Raw genomic sequence first — 25,614 nt, 5'->3', positions numbered from 1 at the left:
AAAAATCCCCCTTTTTTTGTCTGTGCTTTTTCAAAATCTATATGGAAAGATCTTACTTGCGGCTGAATTTCAAAACCAACCGATCCCCAAAGGACTGCAAGATCTGAACCAACACGAGCAGGATGACAACGGTGACGATCATGACGTCAGTCTGGAAGCGTTGGTAGCCGTAGCGGATCGCCAGGTCACCCAGACCGCCCCCACCGATCACACCCGACATCGCCGTGTAGGACACGAGGGTTACCGTCGTAATGGTAATGGCTGCGATCAAGCCGGAGCGTGCTTCTGGCAGCAAAACATTCCAGACGATTTGCCAGTTGGAAGCTCCCATCGACTGAGCAGCCTCGATCACTCCACGGTCCACCTCACGCAGCGACGTCTCCACCAGTCTGGCAAAGAAAGGCGCTGCCCCGATCACCAGTGGCGGGATCGCACCAAGCACACCCAAGGATGTCCCCACGATCGCCTTTGTCACCGGAATCAACAGGATCATCAAGATGATAAAGGGAACGGAGCGCAGGATGTTGACCACAATCGATGCGAACGAGTAAAACGCGCGATTCTCCAGAAGCTGGCCTCGCGATGTAAGAAACAGGATCACACCAATCGGCAAACCGATTAATACGGCGAACAGCGTCGAGAAGCCCAGCATGGTTAGTGTTGCCCCGGTTCCTTCCGCTATTTCAGACCAGTCTACATTTTCCAGTGTCAATCCCATTTAAATCACCTCCACTTCAAGACCACGCTTGCGCAGGGTTTCAATCGCATGCATGCTTTGCTTTTCGTCGCCTTCCAGCTCGACAACCAGCTGTCCATATGGCGTATCCTTCATGCGGGAAATCGTTCCTTGCAGGATGCTGAAGACTGTTCCCGTTTCCTGCATGGTTTGGAACAGGATCGGCTGATACGTCTGCTCCCCCAGGAAAGTCACGCGGGCAATCGTCCGGCTTCCGGTTGCTTTTTCGTGGGCAACGGCTTCACGCAGCTCAGTGGAATCGGCCACCTGCTCCACAAACTCCTGTGTAGTCGGGTGCTTCGGCTTGAGGAAGACCTCCAGCACTTTTCCCGACTCCACGATGCGGCCTCCGTCGATGACGCCTACGCGGTCGCAAATCGAACGGATCACGTGCATTTCATGGGTGATCAAGACGATAGTCAAGCCCAGCTTGCGATTGATATCCAGCAGCAAAGCCAGGATGGAGTTGGTTGTCTGCGGATCGAGTGCAGAGGTAGCCTCGTCGCACAGCAGCACCTTCGGATCATTCGCCAAGGCGCGGGCAATCCCGACGCGCTGCTTTTGACCACCGGACAGCTGAGACGGAAATTTGTCTCGATGAGCTTCCAGGCCCACCAGCTTCAAGAGCTCGTCCACTTTTTTCCGGATTTCCGCTTTGGGACGCTTTGCCAGCTTCAGTGGAAACGCCACATTGTCGCCAACGGTTGCGGAGGACAGCAGATTGAAGTGCTGAAAGATCATTCCTACCTGACGTCGCTGTTCCTGCAGCTTCTGATCATCCAGCTTGGTCAGCTCTACACCATCAACAATGACTTCTCCGGATGTCGGACGTTCCAACAGGTTGATACAACGAATCAGCGTACTTTTCCCCGCACCGGAGTGTCCGATGATCCCGTAAATTTCTCCCTTTTCTATCTTCAAATCAATCCCGTGCAGTGCAGGAATCGTTTTTCCCTGTACTTGATAGCTTTTTTTCAGATCGCGCAATTGAATCAACGAATCCACCTCCCGCTTCCTTACTCCTTACTTCTATTACGGAAAAATAAACGACCCCTTTTTCACAAACGAAAAAGGGGCTGCAACGTCTATCACGTTCGCATCCACCCTTCTCATCTATCAAGATCCATGCAATCTTGTAGGAATTGGCACCGCGACTTCCATGTACGACATGGGCCGGTTGCCGGGCTTCATAGGGCCTGTCCCTCCGCCTCTCTTGATAAGAAAGATTTCCACGTATATTATGTTCATATTTTGCATTTCAATGATTTGCGAATACAAATCGGATTATATCCCTTTTGAAAAACATACGTCAATAGAAATAGGAGGAAAAAAGTTTTTTTATAACACAACATCGTTGCAGACTAATTCATTACACCGTTACGGATGATGGTAGCGTCTACCTGAAAGCGAAAAGTAGCCTGCTTGAACATCTTGCGCCATTCCTCCATCGTCATTTCCCCCATCCCACGGCGGTTCGCACGATAGATGATCCCAAATCCAGCCGTGTCTACATTCATATCCTGCATTTTTTTCACGACCTGAAGCAGCTTCTCCTCCAACTCCTTTTCCAGCTCCCGTTCCATGATGTGCAAAACGTCGGTTTCATCTACTTTCAACGGCATTGTCAGTTCTAATATCCGTGTTTTCAATTTAATACTGACATCAAAATGAGCAGGCGATGCATGCGTCAATTTGATTGTGGAGTTGGAAGAAATCGTGTCAAAGACAAGCTGTACCTCTTTCTTTCTGTCCTTTTCGTTCTCGACGTACTTCCCGAACACTTTAGCAGGCACTGCCGTGTCGTAGCTTCCGATCTTGAACTTGCCGTGCATGAGCTTAATCAGAAACGCTTCCTTGGGCGTGATCCAGCCCACGTAGCGATCACCCTGAAACAGCGCGACTCCCTTGATTTCAATCTCGTTTCCTTTTCGTACAACGTAAGGAAGCTGCGGATCAATCCCGTGATCATAGTAAGCACGAAAAAATTCATGCATCGTGGTCGAGGGGATTTTCTCTCCTTTTACATTTTGCTCGATCATCCGGTACATGTAGATACCGATGTTCCCCAGTTCCTTGTACGGATACGTTAACAAATCGTAGGTCGAGCCTTCATACACACATAGGTAAAGCCTGCTGGAGATGGACGGATCCCGATAGAGGGTGTCGACGATGTTTCCCAATCCCTGTTTCGCCAGCGCTTCATTATAGAGTGCCACACGTAGCTGACCACCTAGCACCCTCTTGTCAGACTGTAAATTCGCCTTGTCTCGAATTCCTTTGCTCGTCTTGCCTACGGCGGAAATCAACTGGATTTTTTCCTTTGCCTCCGGATTGATGGAGGGCATGACGATCGTCCCGCGGACATTGCCGTCTTTTTCGAGATCATAGCCTACTACTGTCACCAAGCCTGTCTCGTCGAAAATTTGTCTGTCGGAACAGCCCGTGACCAGCAGGATTACGGAACAGCATAGGTTCAGAAGTCCTCTCCTGCTTGCCCCAGTCGGACTATTTGGGAACGTTCGCATCTGCAGCTCCCTCCTTGATGCGCCTTCTTCGCTGCTTCCATTTGACGAGTATAAACAGTAAGAGTGGGTACACATAAGCTGCATACAAGCCGATCTTGGCATAGAGGTCATTCAGTTGATTAATCTGATTCCGGCTTACCAGGAGCAAGCATATGACGTAAATGACTGGCAGGATCATTACCAACGTCTTCCTCAAACTCCAGCCAAAGAGCCGCTTGAAGCCGCGTGCCGATGACCAGATACACACCATGATGTTAGGGAGAATTACGAGCAGCCAAACAGAGATGGCGATGAGTTCAAACCTTTCCAGAATAGGAAAATAGACCATCTTCTTCAAGTTGAGGGTTGCCCAGATCGTCCTCATGAGCTGCCCTTGGCTAAAAAACACCAGGGATACGATCATCACTCCTGTATAAATAAGATTGGTGACGAGCACTCCCGTCTGGACACTTCGAGATAGCCTCTCCTTATTCTGAATATACGGATAGATGACGTACAGAATCTCAAAACCGATGCTGCTCAAAGTCATGCCGAGCATGCCCCTGAACAATTGCTCTGCATTCGCCTCCAGAATCGGGAACAAATACTCCCACTGTGCATACTGCAACGGATAATACAAGTCACAGACGAGCCAGATGGTCGCACTTACTGAAAAGAAGGTGTACCCTGCGACCACCCTGATTCCACCCATGATCGTGTAGATCGCGAGGAACAAAATGATCGCAGTCAATACCCAGGTCGGCAGATTCGGGAATACCCAGGTTTGGACGACCTCCACATAGGTTCGAAGTATGAGCGTAGCGGACAAGAAAAAATAAATCGCGTACAGCACTCCCAAAGCGGTACCTAGCCATTTTCCGAATATATCCATCTGGATGCCATAAATATCTGCATTTGGGTAACTCTTCAGCGTCTTGGTAATCACCAAAACGATCAAATGGGTAGCGAGTCCTGCAAGCACGACAGCAATCCAGGCATCGTGTCCGGCTTCCTTAGCAATGACCCGTTGATAACCTAACACACCAACACCGATCTGCGTCGCATGAACGAGAAATCCCGCCAAGTACGCCGATATGGTATTCGTCGGTTTTATCGTTTCGTTTATGTTCATGTAGACCTCGCTCACTCGTCGATGTCTTTCTTCATTTGGCCCTGCTCCCGATTAAAGCGTTTTTTCTGCTGCGGATTGAAAAACTTGAAGCGCAGCCATAGAGAAGACAGTGGAGCTCGAATGAATCCATCCTTCCAATCTCCAAAGCGAACGGGATAAAGGGGATACATGTAAGGACGCCCCAAACTGGTCTGACGGAGCAAATGACTGGCAAGAAAGCTGAAGCCAGCCACAATTCCCATCGCACCAAGCAGCCCGGCCAATAAAATCATCGGGAAGCGAATCACCCGAATCGTTGAGCCAATCATGTAGCTGGGCGCTATAAAGGAAGATAGCGCCCCAAGCGCTACAATGATAATGAGAATGTTGCTGGTAAACCCTGCTTGAACGATCGCCTGACCGATTACGATACCTCCCACGATACCAATCGTCTGGCCGACCTTCGTGGGCAGCCTCGCTCCGGCTTCGCGCAGCAGCTCAATAATGATCTCCATCAAAAATGCCTCCCAGAGAGGAGGAAACGGTACGCGCGATCGGGACTGTGCCAGTGAGAGGAGCAGGTCGGCAGGGATCATTTCATAATGATAGGTGAGAGCAGCTACATAGACGGGCGTAAGCAATAAGGAAAGGATCATGGCAAACATCCGCATCGCCCGGTTAAAGGTAGCCAGAACCCAACGCAGGTAGTAATCATCCGGGGACTGAAAAAACTGTAACAAGGTAGTCGGCCCCAGCAAGACAAACGGGCTTCCCTCTACCAAAATCGCTACTTGACCTTGACGCAAGCCATGGATAACCCTGTCTGGCCGTTCTGTCTGCTGCAGCGTGGGAAACAGGGAGCGCTCATTATCCGCAATATATTGTGCAAGGATACTGGAATCCAGGTGACTGTCGACGTTCAACTCCTGTATGCGCTGGCGTACGGTATTCACATTTTCCGGATCTGCAATGTTCTCGAGGTACAGGACTGAAATATCGACTGGTATTTCTGTCCCTGCCACCAACCGCTCATGAAACAGATGTGTAGTCGGCATGTACTTTCGAATGATGCATAGATTGACATTGAGCTCTTCGACAAATGCAATCTGGGGACCTAAGACGACAGATTCCACTTCGGGAGCCTGGATGCTCCGCCCAGCCGTGCCGTCACTCGGTATGGCAAGCCCGAATGCTTCACCCTCTACGTGAACATAGATAGCGTTATGGATCATCCGGCTCACGGCTTCCTGGACTTCGTAAACCCGGTTGCTGCTTGCCACTCCCAGCTGTTTCTCCATTTCGTCTACCCCGACTGTCTCCAGCGGAAGTAGACGGAGCTTCGGGATCAACTCGTTGTATACGATACTCGCATCTGCCAAAGTGGACAGATAGTATAGGCGCACACGGCCATTCGGCTCATCGATATGTTCTACGACCAGGTCTCCTGTATTGGACAACCACCTGCGCGCCATTTCCTGATCCATCCATGTTCACCCCCATGCCTAGCAAATCATGGTTAGTCTTCCCCCAAAAAGCCATTTTGGTTCAAAAAAAACAGCACGCTCATTGAGGCGTGCTGCTCGTAGTGGAATCTTCCACGGTCGTATTGGTTTGGGTGGATGGTGGCTCCAGCGTTTCCTGGATGAAGGCTTGGACCTGATCTACATCCGGTACGAGGACAGAGCCTGCTCGATGGGATTCTCGAAACATCCCCATCGGTGGCAGCTGGTACTGCCCTGGATTTTGCGTTTTCAAATTCAGTCCCAGCGCAGATAGCTTCAACATATCCATCGTGCTGATATTCGTTTGGACAAAAGGTGTCACTTCTTTTAAGATCGAAGGCAATTGCAGCAGCGTAGTCCCTTTTTTCATCTGATCAGCTACTGCGGCCAACAATTTACGCTGACGTTCGGTACGGGTATAATCGGAAGTGGCATCATGTCGGAAACGGACGTATTGCAACGCCTTGTTTCCGTCCAGCTGTTGGAGGCCCTTCTTCAGATTGATGTCATAGACACCCTTGTCCGTCGGATCATGGTAATACATGTTTTTCTCTACATCCAGCTCGACACCGCCTACCGCATCGATCAAGGCTTTAAAGCCTTCAAAGTCGGTAATGACATAGCGATCGACAGGCAGACCTGTGAATTGACTGACCGTTTTCATGGCCAGCTCCGGTCCACCATCCACGATGGCAGCATTGATCCGGGAGCTGCCGTTGCCCGGGATGTCTACATACGTATCACGCAAAATCGAGAACAAATCAAACCGCTTCGTAACAGGATCGACGCTGACCAGCATCATGGAGTCCGAGCGTGGCAATCCATTGTTCTTCATCCCTCGACGGTCTACACCCATCAAGAGAATATTGACGCGATCGTTGCCGTCCCATTGCGGGATCTCGGCCGCCTTCGTTGCAGCTCCCCCATCGGGCGGCGGCGGGGTAATGACATTCGGCTCTTGGATATCTTGCGCAAACTGATAAAAGGAATACCCGTAGTATCCTGCCGATACGGCAACTACTACAAGCACGATTAACAACATTCGTTTCCATATTCGCATATAGAATAACTCCACCTTTAATCTCTGTATCGATAGTAATTCGACTCTCCGCTTTGTTTAGTATACTCGAAACCACGGAAAGTGGAGCAGCCTTTATTTGGTTTGATAGGCAAGGTTATTTACTAAACATTTTTATTTACAATGTATTTTATAATCGTTATACTATTCCATATCTTACCGCAAAGGATGAGTCCCATGTTCTCTCCTCCCTCACTCTTACAACGCTATCCGCGAGAAGCCTTGCTGTTTTTGGTGGCTAGCTTTATCAACGCTTCCGGAAGCGCTTTCATGTGGCCGTTGAATACGCTGTATGTACATACGGTCCTGCAGCGCTCCATGACAGAAGCAGGCTTCGCTCTCATGCTGCAGTCACTTGCCGGAATTATCGGTCAATTTGTAGGTGGCTCCCTGTTTCATCGGCTCGGTGCCAAGCGACTCATCGTAGGCGCTTTGCTATTGCAGGGCTGTATTCAGCTGGCGATTCCCTTTTCCCAAAGCTGGACAATCTACTTGGCTCTGATGATCGGCCTGGGCTTTACCTTTAACCTCTCCTCTCCGGCGATTCAAGCCTTTATCGGATTTCGCTGGAAAGAGCAGCGCCGTGAGTTGTTCAATATTGTGTATGTGAGCAATAACTTGGGAATGGCCATTGGTACATCGCTTGCTGGCGTAGTGGCTGCTTTCTCCTTTCAGCTGACGTTTCTGTTGAACAGTGCCAGTACCTTGTTGTTTGCCCTTTTCTTTTTCATTTTCATGAAGCATATTTCGCATAAGGAACTCGTTGGCGATTCGGCAGCACAAGCAGAAAAGCGAAGCGGAAAAGAAACGCTGCAGCTCTTGTACCGGTACCAGCTGTACCTGTTCATGGCGCTGGGTGCTGGCTTTATCTTCTTTTCTACCACCGTTTGGAATACGGGGGTCGCTCCGTACTTGACGGGCTTGGGTATGCCGCTTGCTGCCTACAGCTGGCTGTGGACGATCAACGGGATCATCATTTTCGCCGGTCAGCCAGTAACTACCCAAATCAAACGGCTGCTGAAACAAAGTCTGTCTGCCCAATTGGTGACGAGCGCCGTACTTTATGGTGCAGGATTTGGTTTCATGCTGCTCTTCCATAATAGTTACGTCGCGTTTATTTTCGGTATGATTATTACTACCTTTGGCGAGATGCTGATTTCTCCGACAATCCCTACCTTTATCACGGAGAAAACCGGAGAAACGGCACCGTTTTACCTGGGAGTGGTGGGTGCAATCACAGCGCTAGGGCGGCTGCTCGGCCCACTCGCGATGGGGTACATGTACGATCGCGGTGGCGTAGAGCCGACACTGCTGCTCGCCACAGTCGTATCCTTTACATCGGTACTGCTTTGCTTGATGCACGCTTCCCTACATCGGGCGAAACGTGGGTCATCGGCGCATTAGTCGAGGGCGGAAAAGCATGTTTCCGGGCGGAGCGACTGTGGAGTCCTACCTAGCGGAGCCATGAAGACCGAGGCATCAGAATCGCTACCCATGAATACTCTGCTAAGCGACTCCACGTTTAGCGATTCCCTCGGGATCATGGCGCAGCGGACAGTCTTCGCTTCCCCGTGGACGTAGCCCGGAGTGCAGCATGGAAACAGGCTTTTCCCCACCGCAGCTACATCCTAAAACAGCAAAAAAGCCCATCAAAATCGATGGGCTTTTCCACTTTGTATCTACCACTTCAACTCAGGCAGCTGATACCATTCGCCTGCCATCCACTCGCGGGCTTTCCAGCGGAGGACATCCGGTCGGACAAGCGGCATGATTTCCTGAAACAGCTCTACCCGTTCGATGTCGTTCATCGGAACAAAACGGTCAGCTGCGGCGAGGTCAGCCTCCAGCTCCTCCATTTTGCTTACCCCCAATATCGAGGTCGTCACTGGCAGACTCCAAGTATAGCGCAGAGCTTGTTCAGTCCATGGAGCCAGCTTGCCAAGCCCCATCACTTTCATTCCGATTACGGCGACACCCTTTTCGACGGCTTGCGGAACGAAATCGTGCGCGAAGCTGTAGATGAAATGATCCAGGGCCGACAAGGCGACAAGCGCGCTGTCAAAGGGGTAGCGGCGAATGGCCTCCGCCAAGAGGCGCGGATCCGTATGGCCGCTGATGCTGATTTTGCGGATCAGTCCTTGTTCCTTGGCCTCGATCAATGCCTCGAGTGCGCCACCCTTGGCAAAGATCGCTTCCAGATCGTGGGGCTGCATGATGTTGTGCATTCGCCATTCGTTGACATAGTCAGTCTGGAGACGCTTGAGGCTGCCTTCCAGATCCTTAAGGGCCAAATCGCGGGTACGCCCGCCCGTTTTAGTCGCGATCCACACCTTGTCGCGCAGTCCTTTCAGCCCTAGACCGACGCGTGTTTCAGACTGCCCATCGCTATAGCTGGGAGCTGTATCGAAATAGTTGACCCCTGCCTCCACTGCGCGGCGAATGATCGCGATGGCTTCCTCTTCCGTGCAGTCATGCTCATCCACAATGCGTTGTGCCCCAAAGCCCAGCAGTGATACCTGGTGTGGGTCTCGTCCAAACGAACGGGTCTGCATCCTACAAATTCCCCTTTCCGCTAATTCAAAACAAGACGCCCGTTAGCGAGCGTCTTAGGTATCTAGCATTTGGTTTTGCCTTCGCTTAGTTGCCGTAGGTTTCGTACGCGTTTGTCAGCAAGTTTGCGATGGTTTGCAGATCGTTGTTTTCGATCTGATGACGCTCGATCATGGTCATGATCTTACCGTCTTTCAAGATTGCAAAGGACGGAGAAGATGGCGGATAGCCTTCGAAGTATTCGCGAGCTTTCGCAGTCGCTTCCTTATCTTGACCAGCAAATACAGTGAAGATGTTGTCCGGCTTAGTAGAGTGCTTCAACGAATGAACAACTGCTGGGCGAGCCAGTCCAGCCGCACAACCACAAACAGAGTTTACGGCTACGAGTGTCAGACCTTTTGCGTTTGGCAATGCCTGTTCTACTTCTTCCGGTGTGCGCAGCTCTTGAAAACCATTGCGAGTCAGCTCATCGCGCATAGGTTGGATTACTTGGCTCATATATGCTTCATAAGACATCATGGGGCAACCTCTCCTTTACATTTCACGTTATTCCCTTACTTACTATTATACCCGGTTCATCACCGTTGGAGAATCAAGAAGTGCAGGCGAGCTACACTTCCATCAAAATGGTAAGAATCATCGGGTTGCGGCCCGTTTTTTCGTAAATGAACGGCTTGATTACTTCGTTGATTTGCGCCTTCAGCTCTGACCACTCTTTGATTTTCTTTTCCAATGCTTCCTGCAGACGTTGGCGTACGAGCATCGTCGCTTCCTGGATGAGCGACTCCGAACCGCGAACGTACACAAAGCCGCGGCTCACGATGTCAGGACCAGTCAGGATTTTGAAGTTCTTCATATCCAGGCTGACGACGACAACCATCAGACCATCCTCGGCCAAATGCTTACGGTCGCGCAAAACGATGTTGCCCACGTCTCCAACGCCGCTGCCATCAATCAGGACGATGCCTGCATGCACCTTGCTCAGCCATGCTTTTTCACGCGAGCAATTCAGCACATCGCCGTTGTCCATGATAAAGATGTTGCTGTCCTCAATCCCCACCTGCTGTGCAAGCTTGGAGTGAGTTTTCAGCATCCGGTACTCCCCGTGAATCGGGATAAAGTACTTCGGACGAATGAAGTTCAGCATGAGCTTCAGCTCTTCGCTGCTGCCGTGACCGGAGGCGTGGATGTCGAAATCCTGATTGAGCACGACAATCGCTCCTGCGCGGTACAGCTTGTCGATCGTGCGACTCACATTGATCGTGTTGCCCGGAATCGGAGAAGCCGAGATAATCACCGTGTCTTCCGGATAAATAGAGACAGTACGATGCGAGCCGGAAGCGATGCGCGTCAAAGCCGCCATCGGTTCCCCTTGGCTGCCGGTACAAATGATCAGCACCTGATTGTCCGCATAGTTGTCGATGTGCTTGATATCAATCAGCATACCCTCTGGCATCTGGATATAGCCCAGTTCTTGTCCAATCAAAAATACTTTTTCCATGCTGCGACCAATCACCGCTACTTTGCGGTTGCATTGTTCGGCAGCATCGACTACCTGCTGCAAACGGTGCACGTTGGAAGCAAACGTCGCCAGGATAATCCGTCCACGCGCTTTACGGACGACATCCAGAATCCCTTCGCCAACCGTACGCTCCGACATGGTAAAGCCATAGCGCTCACTGTTTGTACTATCGGACAGCAATGCCAATACATCACCACTCGCACCGATGCGGGCAATTTTGCCGTATTCCGTCGTTTGTCCAACAGGAGTCATGTCAAACTTGAAATCGCCTGTATGAATGACCATTCCTTCTGGCGTGTGGATTACGACCCCAAAGGAATCTGGGATACTGTGGTTGGTACGGAAAAATGTCGCCTTCAACCGGTCGAAGGGAATCTCCGTGTCTTCGGAAATAGGAATCAGTTTGACATCGTTTTGCATGCGGTGCTCTTCCAGCTTCGCCTTGACCAAGCCCAGGGTCAGACGACCACCGTAAATTGGCACCTTGATTTGCCTCATAATATAAGGAATCGCCCCGATGTGGTCTTCGTGTCCGTGCGTCAGCAAAAGTGCCTTGATTTTGTGCTGGTTGTCCACCAGATAAGAAACATCAGGGATGACCAAATCGATCCCGAACATCTCGTTTTCAGGGAATTTCACCCCGCAGTCAATCATAATGATTTCATCTTCATACTCGACGCAGTACATATTTTTTCCGATCTCGCCGAGGCCGCCCATTGCGAAAATCTTAACGTCGCTCAATATCTTTCCTCCTAACTTCATCGTGCATGATTTTGGGAACCCGAACCAAGCATGCCATTCTTATTGTAACACAACGCGAGGCGTTCGTTTCATCCAGTCTGTTACCCGTGCAAGAGAAAACACATTTGCCTACTCATTCGCTCATTGGAAAATTGTACAAAATCCATAGGGTAGAAAGCAAGGAAACCGGGTGTCCAGTCAAGAAATTGGACAAAATACCGCACAGAAAGACCTATTTTCCCATAAAGGGGGCGTTATCTATGCGAGCCAAGGCTATCGCCATTTTCTCTGCCCTGTTGCTTTCACTCTCCCTGACCTGGACGATGCCCGCAGCCGCTGAGCCGCCATATGCCAAGTGGGGACGACTCGCAATGCAGCAAACCATGCAGACCTACCCGCAAGCCAAGATTGTCGATTACCTGCATGTCGGCCGAAAAACGAAAACGCCCACCACGTCAGAGGAGACGTTTAAGCTTTTGCTCCAAGAGGGCAATCGCGTGTGGGCGTTACTGGTTCATATTGAATTTGAAACGAAAACCGAAAAGGTCATCGCCATCCGATTCGAAGAGACACGCTAGGCTAGTCAGCCAGCTCTACCATCTCTTTCATCATTTGGTCCATATCCATCTCGGCTGCCATCCCGTACGCGCGACGCATGTTTCCGTCCTCATCCACGAGGAACATGCGTGCCGTATGGGCAAAGGAACCGTCCGGCTGCTTCATCACAGCCACTCCGAAGTCTTTTGTCACCTTTTCGATCGCCTGGGCATCGCCTCGCAGGAATTTCCAGCCGCTTTGATCTGCCTTGAATTTCTCAGCATACGCCTGCAGGACTTCTGGGGTGTCAAAATCAGGGTCAAACGTGATGCTCACGAACTCGACCTTATCCCCAAACAGCCCCTTTTCCTTCAGCTGATCCTGCAGCTTGGACATGTTGTACGTAGTCGCTGGACAAATATCCGGGCAATTGGTAAACATGAATTCAACCAAGCGTACTTTCCCTTTCCCCTCCGAGAAAGTGTAGGTCGAACCGTTGATGTTATCCAAGGAAAAGTCGTTTAATGCCTTCATGACAGGAATCTGCTCTTTGGTCATGTAGTTATAGCCAAACACACCGACAATTGCCAAAATCAAAACGCCTGCAAGCACGGTAAACCAATGACGCTGCAGAGCCCCTCCCTGCTGCTGTTGCGCTTCTCCACTCACGATTTCTTTCCTCCCCTAAAGACCTTACAGTTCTTTCTCTCCTGGCCATGCGAGCATGCCGCCCACCATGTTTGCTACATCAAAGCCTTGCGCTGCCAAATATTCCGTGGCCATGTTGCTGCGAGCACCGCTGCGGCAAACCATCACAAGAGGAATGTCTTTGTCCAGCTCATCGATGCGATGCGGCAAAAATCCGAGCGGGATCAGCTTCGCTTGCTTAATGTGACCAGCGTTCCACTCATCAACCTCACGTACGTCAATCACTTGGACTTGCTCATTAGCCTCCAGTTTTGCCAGCAATTCTTCCGGTGTTATTTCCTTTACGCCGTTACTCATCGTACAAATACCCCCTGCTATGTAAGTGAAATTATTCGCATGTATATCTATCCAATCATATCATACGGACTCCTGCATTTCTAACGCCCCTGCTATGTCCAAATAGCGACAGTTATGAAAACGAATCCTGCCCAAATCAGCATAAGCTTATTACGATTCGTAATCAAGTTGTATTTCATTAGTGTATTTTCTATAATCAATAGTAAGAATAGCAAAGGAGGGGAAAAGAATGGGAACCTGTAGATGCGGTCAAACCAAAAATGCAGAAGGAAACTGCGACGGAACACACGCAACCATTAAAAAGGACTAATTCCTTTCGTACAGAAGAGGGCACAGCATGTGCTCTTTTTTGTTTGCCTCCGATCCCGATTCCCTTCCCTTTACAGCTTTCCTTTTTTGATCCAGTACACGATGCGAAATGTTCCGAAAACCGAAACCATGAACATCACCACTAACATAAACAGCCAGATGACCAGCTGATTGTTCTCCTCCAGGTGCTCCGCATTTTTACCCACAAATACCCCTATATAAATAAGAAGAAAATAGCATAGCACGTTTGGAACGATCCACGCTGCTCGCAATGCGATGCTCTTTTTTCCTGCAGTCTGTTGGTGATTGTCTGATATTCCCATTTAATCCTCCCTGATAACTGAATTATTGAATATTGACAGTAAAGTGGACTTTTTCATACAATTAAGACAACAACAGATTTCCATTTTTCATCAAGAGTGGTGGAGGGACAGGCCCGACGAAGCCCGGCAACCTGCATGTAACGATGCGAGGTGCCAATTCCTGCAGAATCCATAGATTCTGAGAGATGAACGAGAGTCCGTGTATGACCGGAGCTTCTTCTACTCAGAGGATAGCTCCGTTTTTTTATACCTTATCATACCCACAGAAAAAAAAGGAGAGATGATCATGTCTGAACAGCAACAATGGAAGCCAGAAACCATCGCCATCCACGGAGGCCAGGAGCCTGATCCGGTAACAGGTTCCCGCGCCGTACCGATCTACCAAACCAGCTCCTATGTCTTCCGCGATACGGATCATGCGGCTAACTTGTTCGCACTCAAAGAATTGGGCAACATCTACACTCGCATCATGAACCCCACTCAAGATGTATTTGAAAAGCGCGTAGCTCTGCTCGAGGGCGGAGTAGGTGCGCTGGCGACAGCATCCGGTCAAGCTGCCATTACGTTCTCCATCCTCAACATTGCACAGGCTGGCGACGAAATCATCGCGTCCAGCAGCTTGTACGGCGGCACCTACAACCTCTTTGCACACACCCTGCCACGCTTGGGTATCAAAGTACATTTCGTGGATCATTCCAACCCAGAAAACTTCCGTGCTTACGTCAACGACAATACCAAGGCCTTTTTCTGCGAAACGATCGGCAACCCGCGCATCGATGTAGCCGACCTGCAATCCATCGCGGACATCGCGCATGAAAATGGCGTGCCGTTGATCGTCGACAACACGTTCGCTACTCCGCTCCTCTGCCGTCCTTTCGAGCATGGCGCGGACATCGTGATCCACTCTACGACCAAGTTCATTGGCGGTCACGGCACAGCGATCGGCGGAATCATCGTAGACTCTGGCAAATTCAACTGGAACAACGGCAAATTCCCTGGCCTGACGACACCAGATCCAAGCTACCACGGCGTAGTGTTCACGGAAGCAGTCGGGCCACTCGCCTATATCATCAAAGCGCGCGTTCAGCTGCAGCGCGACATCGGAGCAGCCGTTGCTCCTTTCAACTCCTTCCTGTTCCTGCAAGGTCTGGAAACACTGCACCTGCGCATGGAGCGTCACAGCCAAAACGCGCAGGCCGTTGCAGAATACCTCGCTTCTCACCCAGCCGTTGAATGGGTCAGCTACCCAGGGCTGGAAAGCGATCCGAATTACGAGCTCGCGCAAAAATACTTGCCAAAAGGTGCCGGTGCCATCCTCACCTTCGGCATCCGCGGCGGCGTAAATGAAGGCAAAAAGCTGATCGAATCCGTGCAGCTGTTCTCCCACCTGGCAAACGTAGGCGATTCCAAGTCGCTCGTCATTCATCCAGCGAGCACTACTCATCAGCAAATGAATGAAGCCGAGCAAGCAGCAGCAGGTGTCACACCGGGCATGATCCGCCTGTCGATCGGTACAGAGTCGATTGCGGATATTATCGGAGATTTGGAGCAGGCGTTGAAAGCGGCTGTCAATCAAGTCACTGCATAGGATTGGGTCAAAGAGCTCGCACAATCACGTGCGAGCTCGCCGACTAAGACAAAAAACAGAAAAAGCGGCCGGATAGCCGCTTTTTCGTTTCTACCTATTATTGTTGAACGCCGTCTCTAGCTTTTCCTTCGATATTCAGCGTCAGATCCAAAACGTCTTTTTGGAAGCGGTTTTGATCGTTACCGTCATCTACGAATTGAATCGCCAGGGTGATTTCATCCGTATCGCCTGGTTTAAATCCGCCCAGCTTCGATTCGTACAGAGTGGAGATATCCAGTTGGCCGATGTTCTTCCATTCTTCAAGCGTTTTGCCTTGGTATTTTGCAAATGGACCATTGCCGATGACTTCTGCGTAGTCAGTGAGTTGGAACGGCTTAGTTTTGTCTACGTTTGTCAGGTAGTACACTTTCAGGTAGCGGCCAAACTCGTCTTGGAAGTTTTCATTGCCCTCATGATCATAAGTCACTTTGTAGTTCACGCCAGTCAGCAATTGTTTGATGCCGACAGTTCCTTCATTTTTCAGTTCGAACGATTTAACTACCCAGTCACCAGGAGCGATGTCACCCACATTAATGACGCCCGTTGCTGGCTTTGCACCCAACTTCAATTCCCCTGCTGCAAAAGTGTTGCCAGTGATGTCTGTTTTTGTGTTGAACCATGCGAAAGTTCCTCCACCAATCAGTGCCGCACCGATACCTACAGAAGCGAGTGTAAGAGCAAATTGTTTTTTCAAGCTCATGGATAATTCCTCCTAATATCATTTGGGATAGTATGATTACTTGAAGCCTGATACTAGCTTTCAATCTTGTACCAGCCCCCAAGGTATCACCGGTTGGGGTGATTTACGCTTGCGACTTTGTTGCGTTTTGTGATTCTTCCCTCATCATTTTCATCAACTTCCAAATCTGGCTGATGATCAGATACACTCCAGGAAGTCCAAGCAGTACCAACATTCCTAGTCCAGACTTGGCGTACTCAATGAAGTAACCCAGATAAGGGACCGAGTATTGCACCTTTCCGATCAGCCTGTCTGCTGTGACAGGAGCTGTGTCGGCTGCGTCATTTGCATCGCCTTTCGTGACCAGATTGCTTTCCTGTTTTTCAATCACACGGTGAGTGATTGTTCTTCCTTCCGTGTCCTTAAATGTGATGATGTCACCCTGCTTGATGTCTTTGAATTCCGCCGGTCCAACCGCTACAATACTTCCTGTCGTGAAAGTCGGGGTCATGGAGCCGCTCAGAACCACCATGATCTCATTACCGAACAGCATCGTTTTTCCGCTGTTCATTTTCCCCACAAGCAGGAACCCGGCGATGGCAATCACAGCGACCAGCAAGACACTTGTTAGGACTGATATGCTCTTTTTCAGTAAGGCCACTTGCTTTTATCCCCCGCTTTCGTTTGGTGCGGCAGGTGCCGTTCACATTTCTAATGTTACTGTTTTTGTAATATTTCAACTTCCTGCGTCAGGGTGAACTTCCCTTATAAACAAGGATGATTCCTTTCTCCTTTTGTATTGATCCCTACTCATCCTGAAGAATGACCCTGCCCTCCACATTTTCGATTTCATGCAGCAAACGAGTTTACTCTCCGCTCGCCATAAAAAAGACCCAACGGGCGCAGAGGCTCGCTGGGCAAGTTTGGGGTATTTTGTGCGGCCCCTCGTCCTTCATCCTCAAAGAGGGGGCGTTTCTCCTGCAGGAGTTTCCTTCGGAGTACTTGGGGAACCGGGTGGCGAGGACTCCTGCAGGTCCGAGTCAGGAGAAACGGTCCCCGACTCTTCTGAAGATGGCGGTGCCGGGCCGCTTGGATCTGTCGATGGTTCCGTGGGTGTTTCTACACCAGAAGAAGGCGGCTGTGCAGGCAGGGTTGAGCCGTCTTCAGAAGCAGGTGTGTCCGGTGCATTTGGCGTATCAGGCGCCGGCGGGTTTGTCGGCTGACCCGGTTGACTTGGCTGACTCGGGACTGCTTCCTCCGATACGTCCGTCGACTCGCGATAAGAGGTACTGATTGTGAGCGGGAGCTTCAACGTATAGAATCCGCCGAGAGCCGTTACCTGCAGCTCGCCCCGCTCGGTTTCGCTCTTTCTCTTGCCATACGCCTTTTGATAGGTATGAGTTATTTCAAATACGATTGCCTTGTCGTCCTTCTCCTCGTAGACACGTTGTATGGTTACTTCTCCTGCTGCGTCTCCCGTCACGGTTACATTGGCTATCTCCAAATCCAATGACTCGCGTTGCGGAACAAACACGACACGCTGTACGCCGTTGGAGACGGCAAGTCTGCTGTCCTTTGTCTCAGAGGAGGAGCCATCTGTGTTTACCGTGCGCTTGATCTTGGTGCGTTTTTCGACCTTTGATTTCAAAACGATCTGCTTGGTTTCTGTCACGAAAACGTCCTCGTTTGTGCCAGTTGAAACGGGGGATACCTGCTTCTTCTCACTGGTCAAAAAGGAAAACGTTCCATCCAGGGGTACGGCGTTTAAGATAAGCGCTGCCGTCATCAACCCTACTGCCAGCCTCTTCAAGTGGCTCCCCCCTTACTCTGCGTAAATCGCATCCGATGTTGCCTGCTTTGCCAAAAAGCGCAGCTCCAGCTCCCCTCCGAGAGACTGGTAGGTATGATCGACGCCTTCTTCTGGCAGATACACCGTGATGAAAAATGTCTTATTTCCCTCGCTTGCCCGAAACTCGCTCTCCGTCCCATTGGAACGGGAAATTCCCGGCTGATCCTGATGAAGATCTCTGACGAGGCCGTCATATACTTCCTGCTGCCCCTCCGTAATGCGTACGCGAAGCACTTCCTCCAGCTTTTGCGCCGCGCCTGTCCCCGGGCTGCCGATTTCTTTTACACGTGCAACGATCTTATAGGAAAAGTCCAAGTCGCTCGAGCCTTTAGAAAGGGTCGCTTTGATCTGCCGGGCATCTCCCGGAATCATTTTCGACAAGTCGACGACCTGGTTGCCTCCCCGAAGGACATGCCATTCGCTACCGAAGCTGCTGTCCGAAATATCCAGGATTCCGACCGCAAACTCGTGGCCCGCATCATGGACCTCCTGCCACATCCAGCTGTAGGTAGTGGCCATGGGTCCCCATAAAGACAGCGCGACTCCCAGAAAAAAGACGCTGCCCATAATCTGTACACGTAGAGGCGCCAAACGTGCTTTTGATCTCGACCGCGAGCGCGTCCTCGAACGCCCCGCTTTATCTTCCATACTTGTTGTTTTCCAGGTACAAGTCTGCCTTGTACAAATGGAGAGCCAGCTTCTTCGTCCCGACGACTTCTCCCTCGATCTCCTTAAATCCGTCAATGCCATCACCTACCCGCACTCCATCGCTTTCCACCGCGTATTGGCTGACTTTGGTGAAATCATTATCGACGATCTGGACTTGCGATTCTTTGTCATTGGCGATCACGACGGCGTGCTTTCCACCGTTAAAGGTGTTACCCGCAATCAGGACGGCTTTGACGGTCTGATTCAGCACGATCCCTTCTCCGCCACCTTCAAAGATGCTGTCTTTCACTGTCAAACCTTCCAGGAATTTTCCGCCTTCTGCTGACTCATCCGATTGCTTGTCCTCGGCACCTGCTGTACGAATGGCTTCCTCAAATCCGCTGCCAAACACACAATTGCGGAAGCTCACATTGGAGCCGACCAGAAGACCGGTTCCTCGGCCCTCAAAACGGATTCCGTCAAAGGACGCATCCTGAACCGCTAGCTCATCGGCCCGAATGATGACCTTTCCTTCCTGTCCAGGAGCAGCCTTCCACGTTATGTGTTTGGGCAACTCCAAGCCACTCAGATCATACGAACCTTCTGCCAGTACAAAGGTCATGCCTTTCGCAGCCGATTCGTCCTTTTGCTTGGCGCTCTCCTCTTCTCCCACACGTTTTGCGAGCTTCATCGTGTCGAGCAGCTGGCTGCCGCTCAAGTCCTGTGGCGTAAAGGTCATCACTGGCCCGCTTTGCGCAAAGTAATCTCCGTTCTCCTGCTGCGTAGCTAGGAAGCCGAAATTGACATCTGCCGTCTTTTGCTGGACCTCGTTCCCTGTGCTTTCTGGCAAATAAACGGTGAAGCTCAGCTCGTCTGCTTCCCCTTTATCCAGCTCAGGAATGACGATGTTTGCTTTTGTCAAACTGCTGACGCGTCCGTGATACAGCAGTGTATCGTCACTGCTCCGAATCTCCGCTACCAGCTGATCGTATAGGATATCGTCCCCGTCAGCCTTCTGGGCAAGCAAGGCGTATTTCACAGGAACGTCGCTTTTGTTCTCGACACTCATTGTTTTTTGAACGCGGACGCCAGGTAAAAACTTCTGATCCCCTTCTGCCCGAAAGCTTGCACTCGAAACGCCCCCCAAGCTGATCTCCAGTTTCCCGGCAGCAAAGGTCGATGCATCATCTACTTGACTCGTAAAATACGCATAGGTCCCAAAGCTGGTGCTCGCGGCAATGGATGAAATAAATGCCGTGCCTATAACAACCCGCTTCCATGGCCAGTTTTTCACCTGTTCCCACTTCATGTAAGATCCCCCTCCAACTTCTCGGTTTGTATCGATGCTTGTTTGCTGTCCTTTTTGCTGCCAGATCGACGCTGGGTATGAATGAGATAGCCTATAAATCCAGCGAGTATGAAGACCATCGTCAGCGGCTCTTTGATCAACTGATGCAGGGCTGCTGCGAAAGGAATCGTAGCGACAACCTTTCCTACCAATCGGTTCGGGTCTGTCCACCCTCCATCTGTCTCCTGGTTCGCATCCCCCTTGGTTTGCAGGTAGCCATTATCCAGACGTTGCACGACGCGGTGCGTAATCAAGGAACGTGTCTGGTCGTCCTTCCAATACGTGATGATGTCGCCTGTCTTCGGGACTTCCCCTGTATATCGCGTTACGATCACCATATCCCCAGCTTTGATGGTAGGGGCCATACTGCCCGTGAGCACGGACAGGACTCGCCATTTTCCCAATCCCGGGATGTGATCGCTGTTCCATTGACTGCTGGCGTATAGAAAAAGATTCCACACAAAAAGAAGTGCAACTAACACGAGACCGATACGTTTTGCCAAAGTCATCCCCACACAGCTCACCTCTTTCCCTCATTGTACGAGGTTCGTCTCCGTCTATCTTCCACCCTCGGAGGGACTCCTGACGCTTGAAAGGAGGAAGATTTTTATCTATCAGGTGGATGCCCTCTCATACTGAAGGAGGAGGTGAAAAAATAAAAAAATACTGCCCATCTCAGGCAGTATTTTCGTCAGAGCGACTCGGTTTATGATCCTTTGGTTGAAAGCGTCGGGGAGTGCAGGGGCGTATCAGGACAAACCGGATGACAGCAGGCACTGCCTTTTGCAGGGTGATGTTCTTGTTGCAGTACGGACATATCCACTCATACCAATCTCCGCTGCTGAACGAGTGGTTCTTGCAACGCGCGCACCATTTTTGCAACATCAGCCTTCCCCCTCCCTTTACCACCACACTCTATCAAGGCAAAGGGGAAAAGCCTATCCGCATACAGGATGATTCGGTTTAGCCAGCAGGCGGAGACTACCCTACTCTGGATGGTACGTTTGAGACTCGAGTAGGAGAATGAATCTGCACAGATTTTGCAAATGCCTTGACCACTGTTTCATCATAGACCGTTCCTGCCATCGTGCAGATTTCTTCAAATGCTTCCTCGATCGTAGCCGTTTGCCGGTACGCCCGCGTTGTTGTCATCGCCAGAAAGCTCTCGATGATCCCCAAGATTTGCGCCAATAAAACGATATCGCGTCCCTTCAGCTTTTTCGGATAGCCTGTCCCATCAAAACGCTCATGGTGTTCCTGCAGTGCTTGTACAACACGGGAGAAGGCGGGATCATCCCGGAACATTTCATAGCCAAACTGGCAGTGCTCCTGCACAATCTGATACTCAAATGTCGTCAGCTTCTCATCTGTTTCAAATACGTAGTCCGGAAACTTGATCCGGCTGACGTAATGAAGCAGAGACAGCAGCTTGATCTCCCAATCGTTGACATCTTCGTCCGGAAATTCTCGCAGCATCCGCTTGATCAGCCGGCTCATCTGCTCAATTTCCCGGCTGCTCGTCTGGGTCTTGCGCTCGACGATCGGAACCAGTGTATTGAGCAGCGTGATGGCATACTCCCGATTGTGCGCGTCGGTGGCTTCCTTCGCATCGCCCATCCGGTTCTGAAGCGTTGTAAAGCCAAGCCAGGTGCACAGCCCGCTTGCCGCTGCCAATGTCAGATGAAAAAAGATATCCATCGTAAACTCACCGCTCTGCCCCACTCCGAGGCTCAGCGCATAGAGCAGATAACTAATAGCCCCCCATACGATGACCAGCGCTTTGTCGTAAAAGAAACTAAGGTAAATAGGATAGAGGATGAAAACGGTCCACAAGCCACTAAAATGCTGTGGATTATACAAGCAGAAAAACAGGAGCAAGGACGCTCCCAAAAAAGCAGAGGCATGAAGCGAGTACGCCTCTGGCAGCACATAACGCTTGTGCAGCACATATACCGTCCAGCTGACAGCCGCGCAGACAGCTAAACCAACGATCGCTGTCCATTGGATCGTAATGATGCCCAGCGCTTGCAAAAGGACAGCCATCCCTGCATCCGCACTAACCAGTATCGATATCCAGAAAAACATCGAATCTGCCAGGTAACTGGCGTGGTTCCTGTTTCTTTTCCTCGGCTTCATGATAGACCCTCTTTACTGTTTTGGCTTACGGCGAGACCTTGACCAGCCCTTTTCTCAGCGCGTACAGTACAGCTTGCGAACGATTCGGCTGTCCCGTCTTGCGCAGGATGCTGCTGACATGCGTCTTGACCGTTGCTTCAGAGATGTACAGTCGCTGTGCAATTTCCAGGTTACTCAAGTTATCGACGATCAGCTGAAACACTTCCTGTTCCCTCTCAGTAAAAGCGATGTCCGACTCCTCTTTGCGTTTGCGGGGAAGCTTGGATTGGAAGCATGAATATCCCATCATCACCATATCCATCGTATGCAAAATTTGCTCGGGTACGGTGTCCTTCATGATGTAGCCATCGACATTGGACTCTAACGCCCGGAATACGTCCTCACTCTCGTCAAATGCAGTTAGGATCAATACCTTCATATCCGGGTACTGATCCTTGAGCTGTTTGCAGCCATCGATGATCGAGATGCCTGGCATCTTCAGGTCTGAAACGATCAAATCGGGCTTGATCGCTAGCGCCTTTTCCATAAGCTCATCCCCATCACTGGCTTCCTCCACCACCGTATAGCGTGGGGAACTTTCCAATATCATTTTCAATCCTTCTCGCACGATACGATGATCGTCCGCTAGCAGCAGCCTCACGCTATCCATACATCTCCACCCCTTTTCTCGGTATGATCGCCAAAATCTCCGTTCCTTCGTTTGGCTTGGATCGAATATGGAATGTACCGCCTACCTGGGCGATACGCTCCCTCATTCCCACGACCCCATACCGGTTCTCTTCTCTTCCTTTCTCTTCCGAAACAAAGCCGATTCCATCATCGCGCACCCGCACCTTTACCTGCACCGTAGATGCTTCCACGCTTACAGACAGTACGTGAGCCCGCGCATGCTTGACGACATTGGCAGTCGCCTCCTCGATCATGCGGTAAATCGCATTGAGCACGTTCAGCTCTTCTTCGAGTATTCGTCCCTTCGAGGTGAACCGGACCTGTAAATCTGTACCGTTCGTCATCCGTTTCAGCAACTGCTCAATAGCTTCATAGAGCTGCTCGGACTCTCGGAATTCACGCAGGTGCGTAATCGTATGGCGAACTTCGCCGTGGCACCATTTGATCCGTTCCTCGATTTGTTCCAGCCGCTCGGCGACGCTTACCTTCACCTCATCGGGAAGCGAGCGTTTTAGCTGAAACATTTGGGCTGACAAAAAAAATAGCTGCTGCGCCAATCCGTCGTGCATGTCCTGCGCCAGGTTGCGGCGCATCTCCTCGTGAAGGGATTTGGCCAAATCATATTTAATTCGATGCTGTCTTCCTTGCTGACACACGATGAGGGAGATGAACCGCAGCAGCAGGCGTTCTCCCCGATGGATGCTGCGCTTGGCCGGGATGGAAAAAATCAGGCATCCCCAAGCCTCGCCCTCCAAACTCAAAGGCATGCAGACGTATGTATCCTTGCGACCGGAGTAATCGTCCAGAAGCTGGATTGTCAAATGACTCCATTCATCTGCACCCATTTCCAGCAAGGTGTTGAGAAAATACTCTCTCTTCCAGTCTCCTTCCCCTTCTCGATCCTGGTAGAGACATAAATAGGCCTGCTCTGAATGGAAGACACGCCGTACCATTTGTTCGGTAGCCGCGCATAGATTCATAGCGGGGCTCGATACGACTTTCTGCAAAAACAAAAACAGATGATAGCTTTTCGCATATGCCCTTTTCATGGAACGCAGTAAAGCAAACATGCATAGCGCCATAATGGCCCACATCATGATGTCGAGAATCAAGCGCAGCTTCGTGAAATCCATATCGGAGGGAACCATGGTAAGGGGAAGCCATTCTTGCAGTAGAGAAGCTGACAGCAGAAAAAGAATGACAATCAGGAGCACCTGCTCCAATCGCAGCACCATCAGCAGCCATAGCAGCGTAGTGTATGCGTAGAGCATAAAGGGGCTGCTCCATTTGCCTGTCTCCATGATGAAAAACAAAGCCATTCCCATGTCGACCAGTCCGAGCAAAAACCAACGTTTTCGTGGAAGTGCATAGCAGAGAATGATGACGTACGCTACGGCGATGACCAGGAAAACAGCAAACGAGTGATAGCTTGAATCAGGTGCGTCCATATAGAAAAAGCAGAAAGCTAAAAGGAGCACCCATTGCAGAAAATAGACTGCGAGCCGAAATTCTTTTAACAACCAACCCATCAGGCAGTACTCCATTTCCCTTTTCCTGAAAGACGACGGAAAATTAGGACTATATATCTATCGTACTTGATCACGTCAAACATTGACAATATATGAAAAATGTCGAACGCTGATAGATCAACACTTTTTATCTATGTAATTACATATGTTCGACAAAACACGATGTGCATCGGCAGGGCCTGACGGATCATTTGGCAAAAATAGGATGAAGCTTGTATAATAAACTACGCAGGCTTCGTCCTTCATTTTCGTTTGTAAAGGAGAATACTCATGGCCCATGCTGCTTTAGATAACCTGATCACTTCCGTCAACCGAGTAATTGTCGGAAAAGAAGAACAAATCCGGCTGCTCGTCACCGCCCTGCTCGCTCGCGGCCATGTGCTGCTGGAGGATTTACCCGGAATGGGGAAGACCGTTCTCGCCAAAACTTTGGCGCAGGCAATCGGCGGAACATACAACCGTCTGCAATTTACCGCAGACCTGCTGCCCTCAGATGTAATCGGTCTGCACATTTTCAACCAGCGCTCGCAAGAATTTGAGCTGCGCAAAGGTCCCATTTTTGCCGACGTTTTGCTCGCGGATGAGATCAACAGGGCTACACCCCGCACGCAATCCGGTCTGCTCGAAGGCATGGAAGAGCGCCAAGTCACCATCGAAGGAAGCACGCTTCCGCTCCCCCCTGCCATGCTCGTCATCGCGACGCAGAACCCTATCGAATCTGAAGGAACGTATCCGTTGCCAGAAGCTCAGCTAGACCGTTTTTTGTTTAAGCTTTCGCTCGGTTACGGCACCCGGGAGGATTCCCGAGAGATTCTGAGGCGCTTCCGCAGCGAGTCACCGCTCACCGAGATCGAACCGGTCATCCGCGTAGACGAGATCGCCGCCCTTCAGCAGGAAGTGACTGGCGTCCATGTGAGTCAAGCAGTAGAGGAGTACGTGATCGATTTGACAGAAGCTACCCGCACCCACCGATCGGTCGAGGTCGGACTGAGCCCGCGGGCGATGCTCGCTCTGCTTCGCTGCGCGCAGGCAGCTGCTTTTCTTTCTGGCCGCTCCTACGTTTTGCCTGACGATGTGAAATGGGTTTTCCCGTGCCTCGCACCTCATCGAATCCGCCTTTCGATGGAAGCAGAGCTGCATGTGACAGAATCTGAGGTTGTGGAGCAAATCTTGAAAAGCGTAGCGACGCCTGTCGAAGAAAGTGTGTAGGC

General features: G+C 50.7%; 26 protein-coding genes and 2 riboswitches. Of the genes, 4 read left to right on the top strand and 22 right to left on the bottom strand.

Translation table 11 applies throughout. The features are described 5' to 3' along the window. Positions 1-52: 52 nt before the first annotated feature. The 6 genes from EDM59_RS22640 to EDM59_RS22615 all read right to left on the bottom strand — a co-directional run bounded on the left by EDM59_RS22640 (position 53) and on the right by EDM59_RS22615 (position 6,913). Complete coding sequence (locus EDM59_RS22640; RefSeq protein ID WP_092270833.1) at positions 53-718, bottom strand: methionine ABC transporter permease; 666 nt, start codon at positions 716-718, stop codon at positions 53-55. Further along, positions 719-1,732 (bottom strand): methionine ABC transporter ATP-binding protein, encoded by a 1,014-nt coding sequence (locus EDM59_RS22635; protein ID WP_122925694.1) that lies wholly within the window; start codon positions 1,730-1,732, stop codon positions 719-721. Between the two features lie 110 nt (positions 1,733-1,842). Continuing rightward, a riboswitch (SAM riboswitch) is annotated at positions 1,843-1,959 on the bottom strand. Positions 1,960-2,097: 138 nt separating this feature from the next. Continuing rightward, entirely contained in the window at positions 2,098-3,261 is a 1,164-nt protein-coding gene (locus tag EDM59_RS22630; protein ID WP_122925693.1) for a Ger(x)C family spore germination protein, read from the bottom strand. Continuing rightward, on the bottom strand, positions 3,242-4,372 hold the full coding sequence (locus tag EDM59_RS22625; protein WP_122925753.1) for a GerAB/ArcD/ProY family transporter: 1,131 nt from the start codon (positions 4,370-4,372) through the stop codon (positions 3,242-3,244). The genes EDM59_RS22630 and EDM59_RS22625 overlap by 20 nt, the downstream gene beginning before the upstream one ends. A gap of 11 nt (positions 4,373-4,383) precedes the next feature. Next, complete coding sequence (locus EDM59_RS22620; protein ID WP_122925692.1) at positions 4,384-5,835, bottom strand: spore germination protein; 1,452 nt, start codon at positions 5,833-5,835, stop codon at positions 4,384-4,386. A gap of 79 nt (positions 5,836-5,914) precedes the next feature. Further along, entirely contained in the window at positions 5,915-6,913 is a 999-nt protein-coding gene (locus EDM59_RS22615) for an LCP family protein (protein ID WP_122925691.1), read from the bottom strand. A 195-nt stretch (positions 6,914-7,108) separates the two neighbouring features. On the opposite strand from EDM59_RS22615, the gene EDM59_RS22610 reads away from it, so the two are divergent. Next, the gene (locus EDM59_RS22610) at positions 7,109-8,335 is read left to right on the top strand and encodes an MFS transporter (RefSeq protein WP_122925690.1); all 1,227 of its coding nucleotides are present in this window, start codon (positions 7,109-7,111) and stop codon (positions 8,333-8,335) included. Positions 8,336-8,610: 275 nt separating this feature from the next. Here EDM59_RS22610 and EDM59_RS22605 read toward each other — a convergent pair whose 3' ends face one another. The 3 genes from EDM59_RS22605 to rnjA all read right to left on the bottom strand — a co-directional run bounded on the left by EDM59_RS22605 (position 8,611) and on the right by rnjA (position 11,765). Then, on the bottom strand, positions 8,611-9,483 hold the full coding sequence (locus EDM59_RS22605; RefSeq protein WP_122925689.1) for an aldo/keto reductase: 873 nt from the start codon (positions 9,481-9,483) through the stop codon (positions 8,611-8,613). 85 nt (positions 9,484-9,568) lie between these two features. Next, the gene (locus EDM59_RS22600; protein WP_092270811.1) at positions 9,569-10,000 is read right to left on the bottom strand and encodes a BrxA/BrxB family bacilliredoxin; all 432 of its coding nucleotides are present in this window, start codon (positions 9,998-10,000) and stop codon (positions 9,569-9,571) included. 91 nt (positions 10,001-10,091) lie between these two features. Continuing rightward, a complete protein-coding gene (rnjA, locus tag EDM59_RS22595) occupies positions 10,092-11,765 on the bottom strand; it encodes a ribonuclease J1 (RefSeq protein WP_170184345.1) in 1,674 nt (557 codons plus the stop codon). A gap of 239 nt (positions 11,766-12,004) precedes the next feature. Between rnjA and EDM59_RS22590 the strand changes: the two genes are divergently transcribed. Further along, a complete protein-coding gene (locus EDM59_RS22590) occupies positions 12,005-12,322 on the top strand; it encodes a YqzG/YhdC family protein (protein ID WP_122925688.1) in 318 nt (105 codons plus the stop codon). Between the two features lies 1 nt (position 12,323). Here the strand turns inward: EDM59_RS22590 and EDM59_RS22585 are convergent, their stop codons facing one another. From EDM59_RS22585 to EDM59_RS22575, 3 genes are all read right to left on the bottom strand, one after another. Then, positions 12,324-12,950 carry an SCO family protein gene (locus EDM59_RS22585; protein ID WP_122925687.1) on the bottom strand — a complete coding sequence of 209 codons (627 nt, stop codon included), beginning with the start codon at positions 12,948-12,950 and terminating at the stop codon, positions 12,324-12,326. Positions 12,951-12,974: 24 nt separating this feature from the next. Further along, positions 12,975-13,286: a rhodanese-like domain-containing protein gene (locus tag EDM59_RS22580; RefSeq protein WP_092270800.1), complete on the bottom strand. Its 312-nt coding sequence runs from the start codon at positions 13,284-13,286 to the stop codon at positions 12,975-12,977. 380 nt (positions 13,287-13,666) lie between these two features. Further along, positions 13,667-13,918, bottom strand: a complete 252-nt coding sequence (locus tag EDM59_RS22575; RefSeq protein ID WP_122925686.1) for a hypothetical protein — start codon at positions 13,916-13,918, stop codon at positions 13,667-13,669. Positions 13,919-14,002: 84 nt separating this feature from the next. After that, positions 14,003-14,110: riboswitch (SAM riboswitch) on the top strand. 94 nt (positions 14,111-14,204) lie between these two features. Between EDM59_RS22575 and EDM59_RS22570 the strand changes: the two genes are divergently transcribed. Next, positions 14,205-15,506 carry a homocysteine synthase gene (locus EDM59_RS22570; protein ID WP_122925685.1) on the top strand — a complete coding sequence of 434 codons (1,302 nt, stop codon included), beginning with the start codon at positions 14,205-14,207 and terminating at the stop codon, positions 15,504-15,506. 97 nt (positions 15,507-15,603) lie between these two features. On the opposite strand, the gene EDM59_RS22565 is transcribed toward EDM59_RS22570, so the two are convergent. The 10 genes from EDM59_RS22565 to EDM59_RS22525 all read right to left on the bottom strand — a co-directional run bounded on the left by EDM59_RS22565 (position 15,604) and on the right by EDM59_RS22525 (position 24,403). Then, on the bottom strand, positions 15,604-16,245 hold the full coding sequence (locus tag EDM59_RS22565; protein WP_122925684.1) for a TasA family protein: 642 nt from the start codon (positions 16,243-16,245) through the stop codon (positions 15,604-15,606). Positions 16,246-16,348: 103 nt separating this feature from the next. Beyond that, positions 16,349-16,885 carry a signal peptidase I gene (locus tag EDM59_RS22560; protein ID WP_122925683.1) on the bottom strand — a complete coding sequence of 179 codons (537 nt, stop codon included), beginning with the start codon at positions 16,883-16,885 and terminating at the stop codon, positions 16,349-16,351. Positions 16,886-17,182: 297 nt separating this feature from the next. Continuing rightward, a complete protein-coding gene (locus EDM59_RS22555) occupies positions 17,183-18,034 on the bottom strand; it encodes a hypothetical protein (protein WP_122925682.1) in 852 nt (283 codons plus the stop codon). 12 nt (positions 18,035-18,046) lie between these two features. Further along, on the bottom strand, positions 18,047-18,640 hold the full coding sequence (locus tag EDM59_RS22550) for a hypothetical protein (RefSeq protein ID WP_183193004.1): 594 nt from the start codon (positions 18,638-18,640) through the stop codon (positions 18,047-18,049). A gap of 70 nt (positions 18,641-18,710) precedes the next feature. Next, complete coding sequence (locus tag EDM59_RS22545) at positions 18,711-20,030, bottom strand: right-handed parallel beta-helix repeat-containing protein (RefSeq protein WP_122925680.1); 1,320 nt, start codon at positions 20,028-20,030, stop codon at positions 18,711-18,713. After that, a complete protein-coding gene (locus EDM59_RS22540; RefSeq protein ID WP_246011194.1) occupies positions 20,027-20,578 on the bottom strand; it encodes a signal peptidase I in 552 nt (183 codons plus the stop codon). Before EDM59_RS22540 ends, EDM59_RS22545 begins: the two co-directional genes overlap by 4 nt. Before the next feature lie 166 nt (positions 20,579-20,744). Beyond that, positions 20,745-20,954 (bottom strand): hypothetical protein, encoded by a 210-nt coding sequence (locus EDM59_RS30850; RefSeq protein WP_148040850.1) that lies wholly within the window; start codon positions 20,952-20,954, stop codon positions 20,745-20,747. Positions 20,955-21,050: 96 nt separating this feature from the next. Beyond that, positions 21,051-22,205 carry an HD-GYP domain-containing protein gene (locus EDM59_RS22535; RefSeq protein WP_122925678.1) on the bottom strand — a complete coding sequence of 385 codons (1,155 nt, stop codon included), beginning with the start codon at positions 22,203-22,205 and terminating at the stop codon, positions 21,051-21,053. A 25-nt stretch (positions 22,206-22,230) separates the two neighbouring features. Continuing rightward, positions 22,231-22,854, bottom strand: coding sequence for a response regulator (locus EDM59_RS22530; RefSeq protein ID WP_122925677.1), 624 nt, complete (start codon positions 22,852-22,854; stop codon positions 22,231-22,233). Then, positions 22,847-24,403: a sensor histidine kinase gene (locus tag EDM59_RS22525; protein ID WP_183193003.1), complete on the bottom strand. Its 1,557-nt coding sequence runs from the start codon at positions 24,401-24,403 to the stop codon at positions 22,847-22,849. The genes EDM59_RS22530 and EDM59_RS22525 overlap by 8 nt, the downstream gene beginning before the upstream one ends. Positions 24,404-24,673: 270 nt before the next feature. On the opposite strand from EDM59_RS22525, the gene EDM59_RS22520 reads away from it, so the two are divergent. After that, complete coding sequence (locus EDM59_RS22520; RefSeq protein WP_122925675.1) at positions 24,674-25,612, top strand: AAA family ATPase; 939 nt, start codon at positions 24,674-24,676, stop codon at positions 25,610-25,612. Positions 25,613-25,614 lie beyond the last annotated feature (2 nt).

It is taken from the genome of Brevibacillus nitrificans (genome assembly GCF_003710965.1).
GTDB classification, from domain to species: domain Bacteria; phylum Bacillota; class Bacilli; order Brevibacillales; family Brevibacillaceae; genus Brevibacillus; species Brevibacillus centrosporus.
This window is presented reverse-complemented; position numbering and strand designations above follow the sequence as displayed.

What these genes read in the sequence shown, in the direction of transcription:
- EDM59_RS22640 (WP_092270833.1), bottom strand. Translation starts at nt 718, where the DNA reads ATGGGATTGACACTGGAAAATGTAGACTGGTCTGAAATAGCGGAAGGA.
- EDM59_RS22630 (WP_122925693.1), bottom strand. Translation starts at nt 3,261, where the DNA reads ATGCGAACGTTCCCAAATAGTCCGACTGGGGCAAGCAGGAGAGGACTT.
- EDM59_RS22625 (WP_122925753.1), bottom strand. Translation starts at nt 4,372, where the DNA reads ATGAACATAAACGAAACGATAAAACCGACGAATACCATATCGGCGTAC.
- EDM59_RS22620 (WP_122925692.1), bottom strand. Translation starts at nt 5,835, where the DNA reads ATGGATCAGGAAATGGCGCGCAGGTGGTTGTCCAATACAGGAGACCTG.
- EDM59_RS22615 (WP_122925691.1), bottom strand. Translation starts at nt 6,913, where the DNA reads ATGCGAATATGGAAACGAATGTTGTTAATCGTGCTTGTAGTAGTTGCC.
- EDM59_RS22610 (WP_122925690.1), top strand. Translation starts at nt 7,109, where the DNA reads ATGTTCTCTCCTCCCTCACTCTTACAACGCTATCCGCGAGAAGCCTTG.
- EDM59_RS22605 (WP_122925689.1), bottom strand. Translation starts at nt 9,483, where the DNA reads ATGCAGACCCGTTCGTTTGGACGAGACCCACACCAGGTATCACTGCTG.
- EDM59_RS22600 (WP_092270811.1), bottom strand. Translation starts at nt 10,000, where the DNA reads ATGATGTCTTATGAAGCATATATGAGCCAAGTAATCCAACCTATGCGC.
- rnjA (WP_170184345.1), bottom strand. Translation starts at nt 11,765, where the DNA reads ATGAAGTTAGGAGGAAAGATATTGAGCGACGTTAAGATTTTCGCAATG.
- EDM59_RS22590 (WP_122925688.1), top strand. Translation starts at nt 12,005, where the DNA reads ATGCGAGCCAAGGCTATCGCCATTTTCTCTGCCCTGTTGCTTTCACTC.
- EDM59_RS22580 (WP_092270800.1), bottom strand. Translation starts at nt 13,286, where the DNA reads ATGAGTAACGGCGTAAAGGAAATAACACCGGAAGAATTGCTGGCAAAA.
- EDM59_RS22575 (WP_122925686.1), bottom strand. Translation starts at nt 13,918, where the DNA reads ATGGGAATATCAGACAATCACCAACAGACTGCAGGAAAAAAGAGCATC.
- EDM59_RS22570 (WP_122925685.1), top strand. Translation starts at nt 14,205, where the DNA reads ATGTCTGAACAGCAACAATGGAAGCCAGAAACCATCGCCATCCACGGA.
- EDM59_RS22565 (WP_122925684.1), bottom strand. Translation starts at nt 16,245, where the DNA reads ATGAGCTTGAAAAAACAATTTGCTCTTACACTCGCTTCTGTAGGTATC.
- EDM59_RS22550 (WP_183193004.1), bottom strand. Translation starts at nt 18,640, where the DNA reads ATGGGCAGCGTCTTTTTTCTGGGAGTCGCGCTGTCTTTATGGGGACCC.
- EDM59_RS22545 (WP_122925680.1), bottom strand. Translation starts at nt 20,030, where the DNA reads ATGAAGTGGGAACAGGTGAAAAACTGGCCATGGAAGCGGGTTGTTATA.
- EDM59_RS22540 (WP_246011194.1), bottom strand. Translation starts at nt 20,578, where the DNA reads ATGACTTTGGCAAAACGTATCGGTCTCGTGTTAGTTGCACTTCTTTTT.
- EDM59_RS30850 (WP_148040850.1), bottom strand. Translation starts at nt 20,954, where the DNA reads ATGTTGCAAAAATGGTGCGCGCGTTGCAAGAACCACTCGTTCAGCAGC.
- EDM59_RS22535 (WP_122925678.1), bottom strand. Translation starts at nt 22,205, where the DNA reads ATGAAGCCGAGGAAAAGAAACAGGAACCACGCCAGTTACCTGGCAGAT.
- EDM59_RS22530 (WP_122925677.1), bottom strand. Translation starts at nt 22,854, where the DNA reads ATGGATAGCGTGAGGCTGCTGCTAGCGGACGATCATCGTATCGTGCGA.
- EDM59_RS22525 (WP_183193003.1), bottom strand. Translation starts at nt 24,403, where the DNA reads ATGGGTTGGTTGTTAAAAGAATTTCGGCTCGCAGTCTATTTTCTGCAA.
- EDM59_RS22520 (WP_122925675.1), top strand. Translation starts at nt 24,674, where the DNA reads ATGGCCCATGCTGCTTTAGATAACCTGATCACTTCCGTCAACCGAGTA.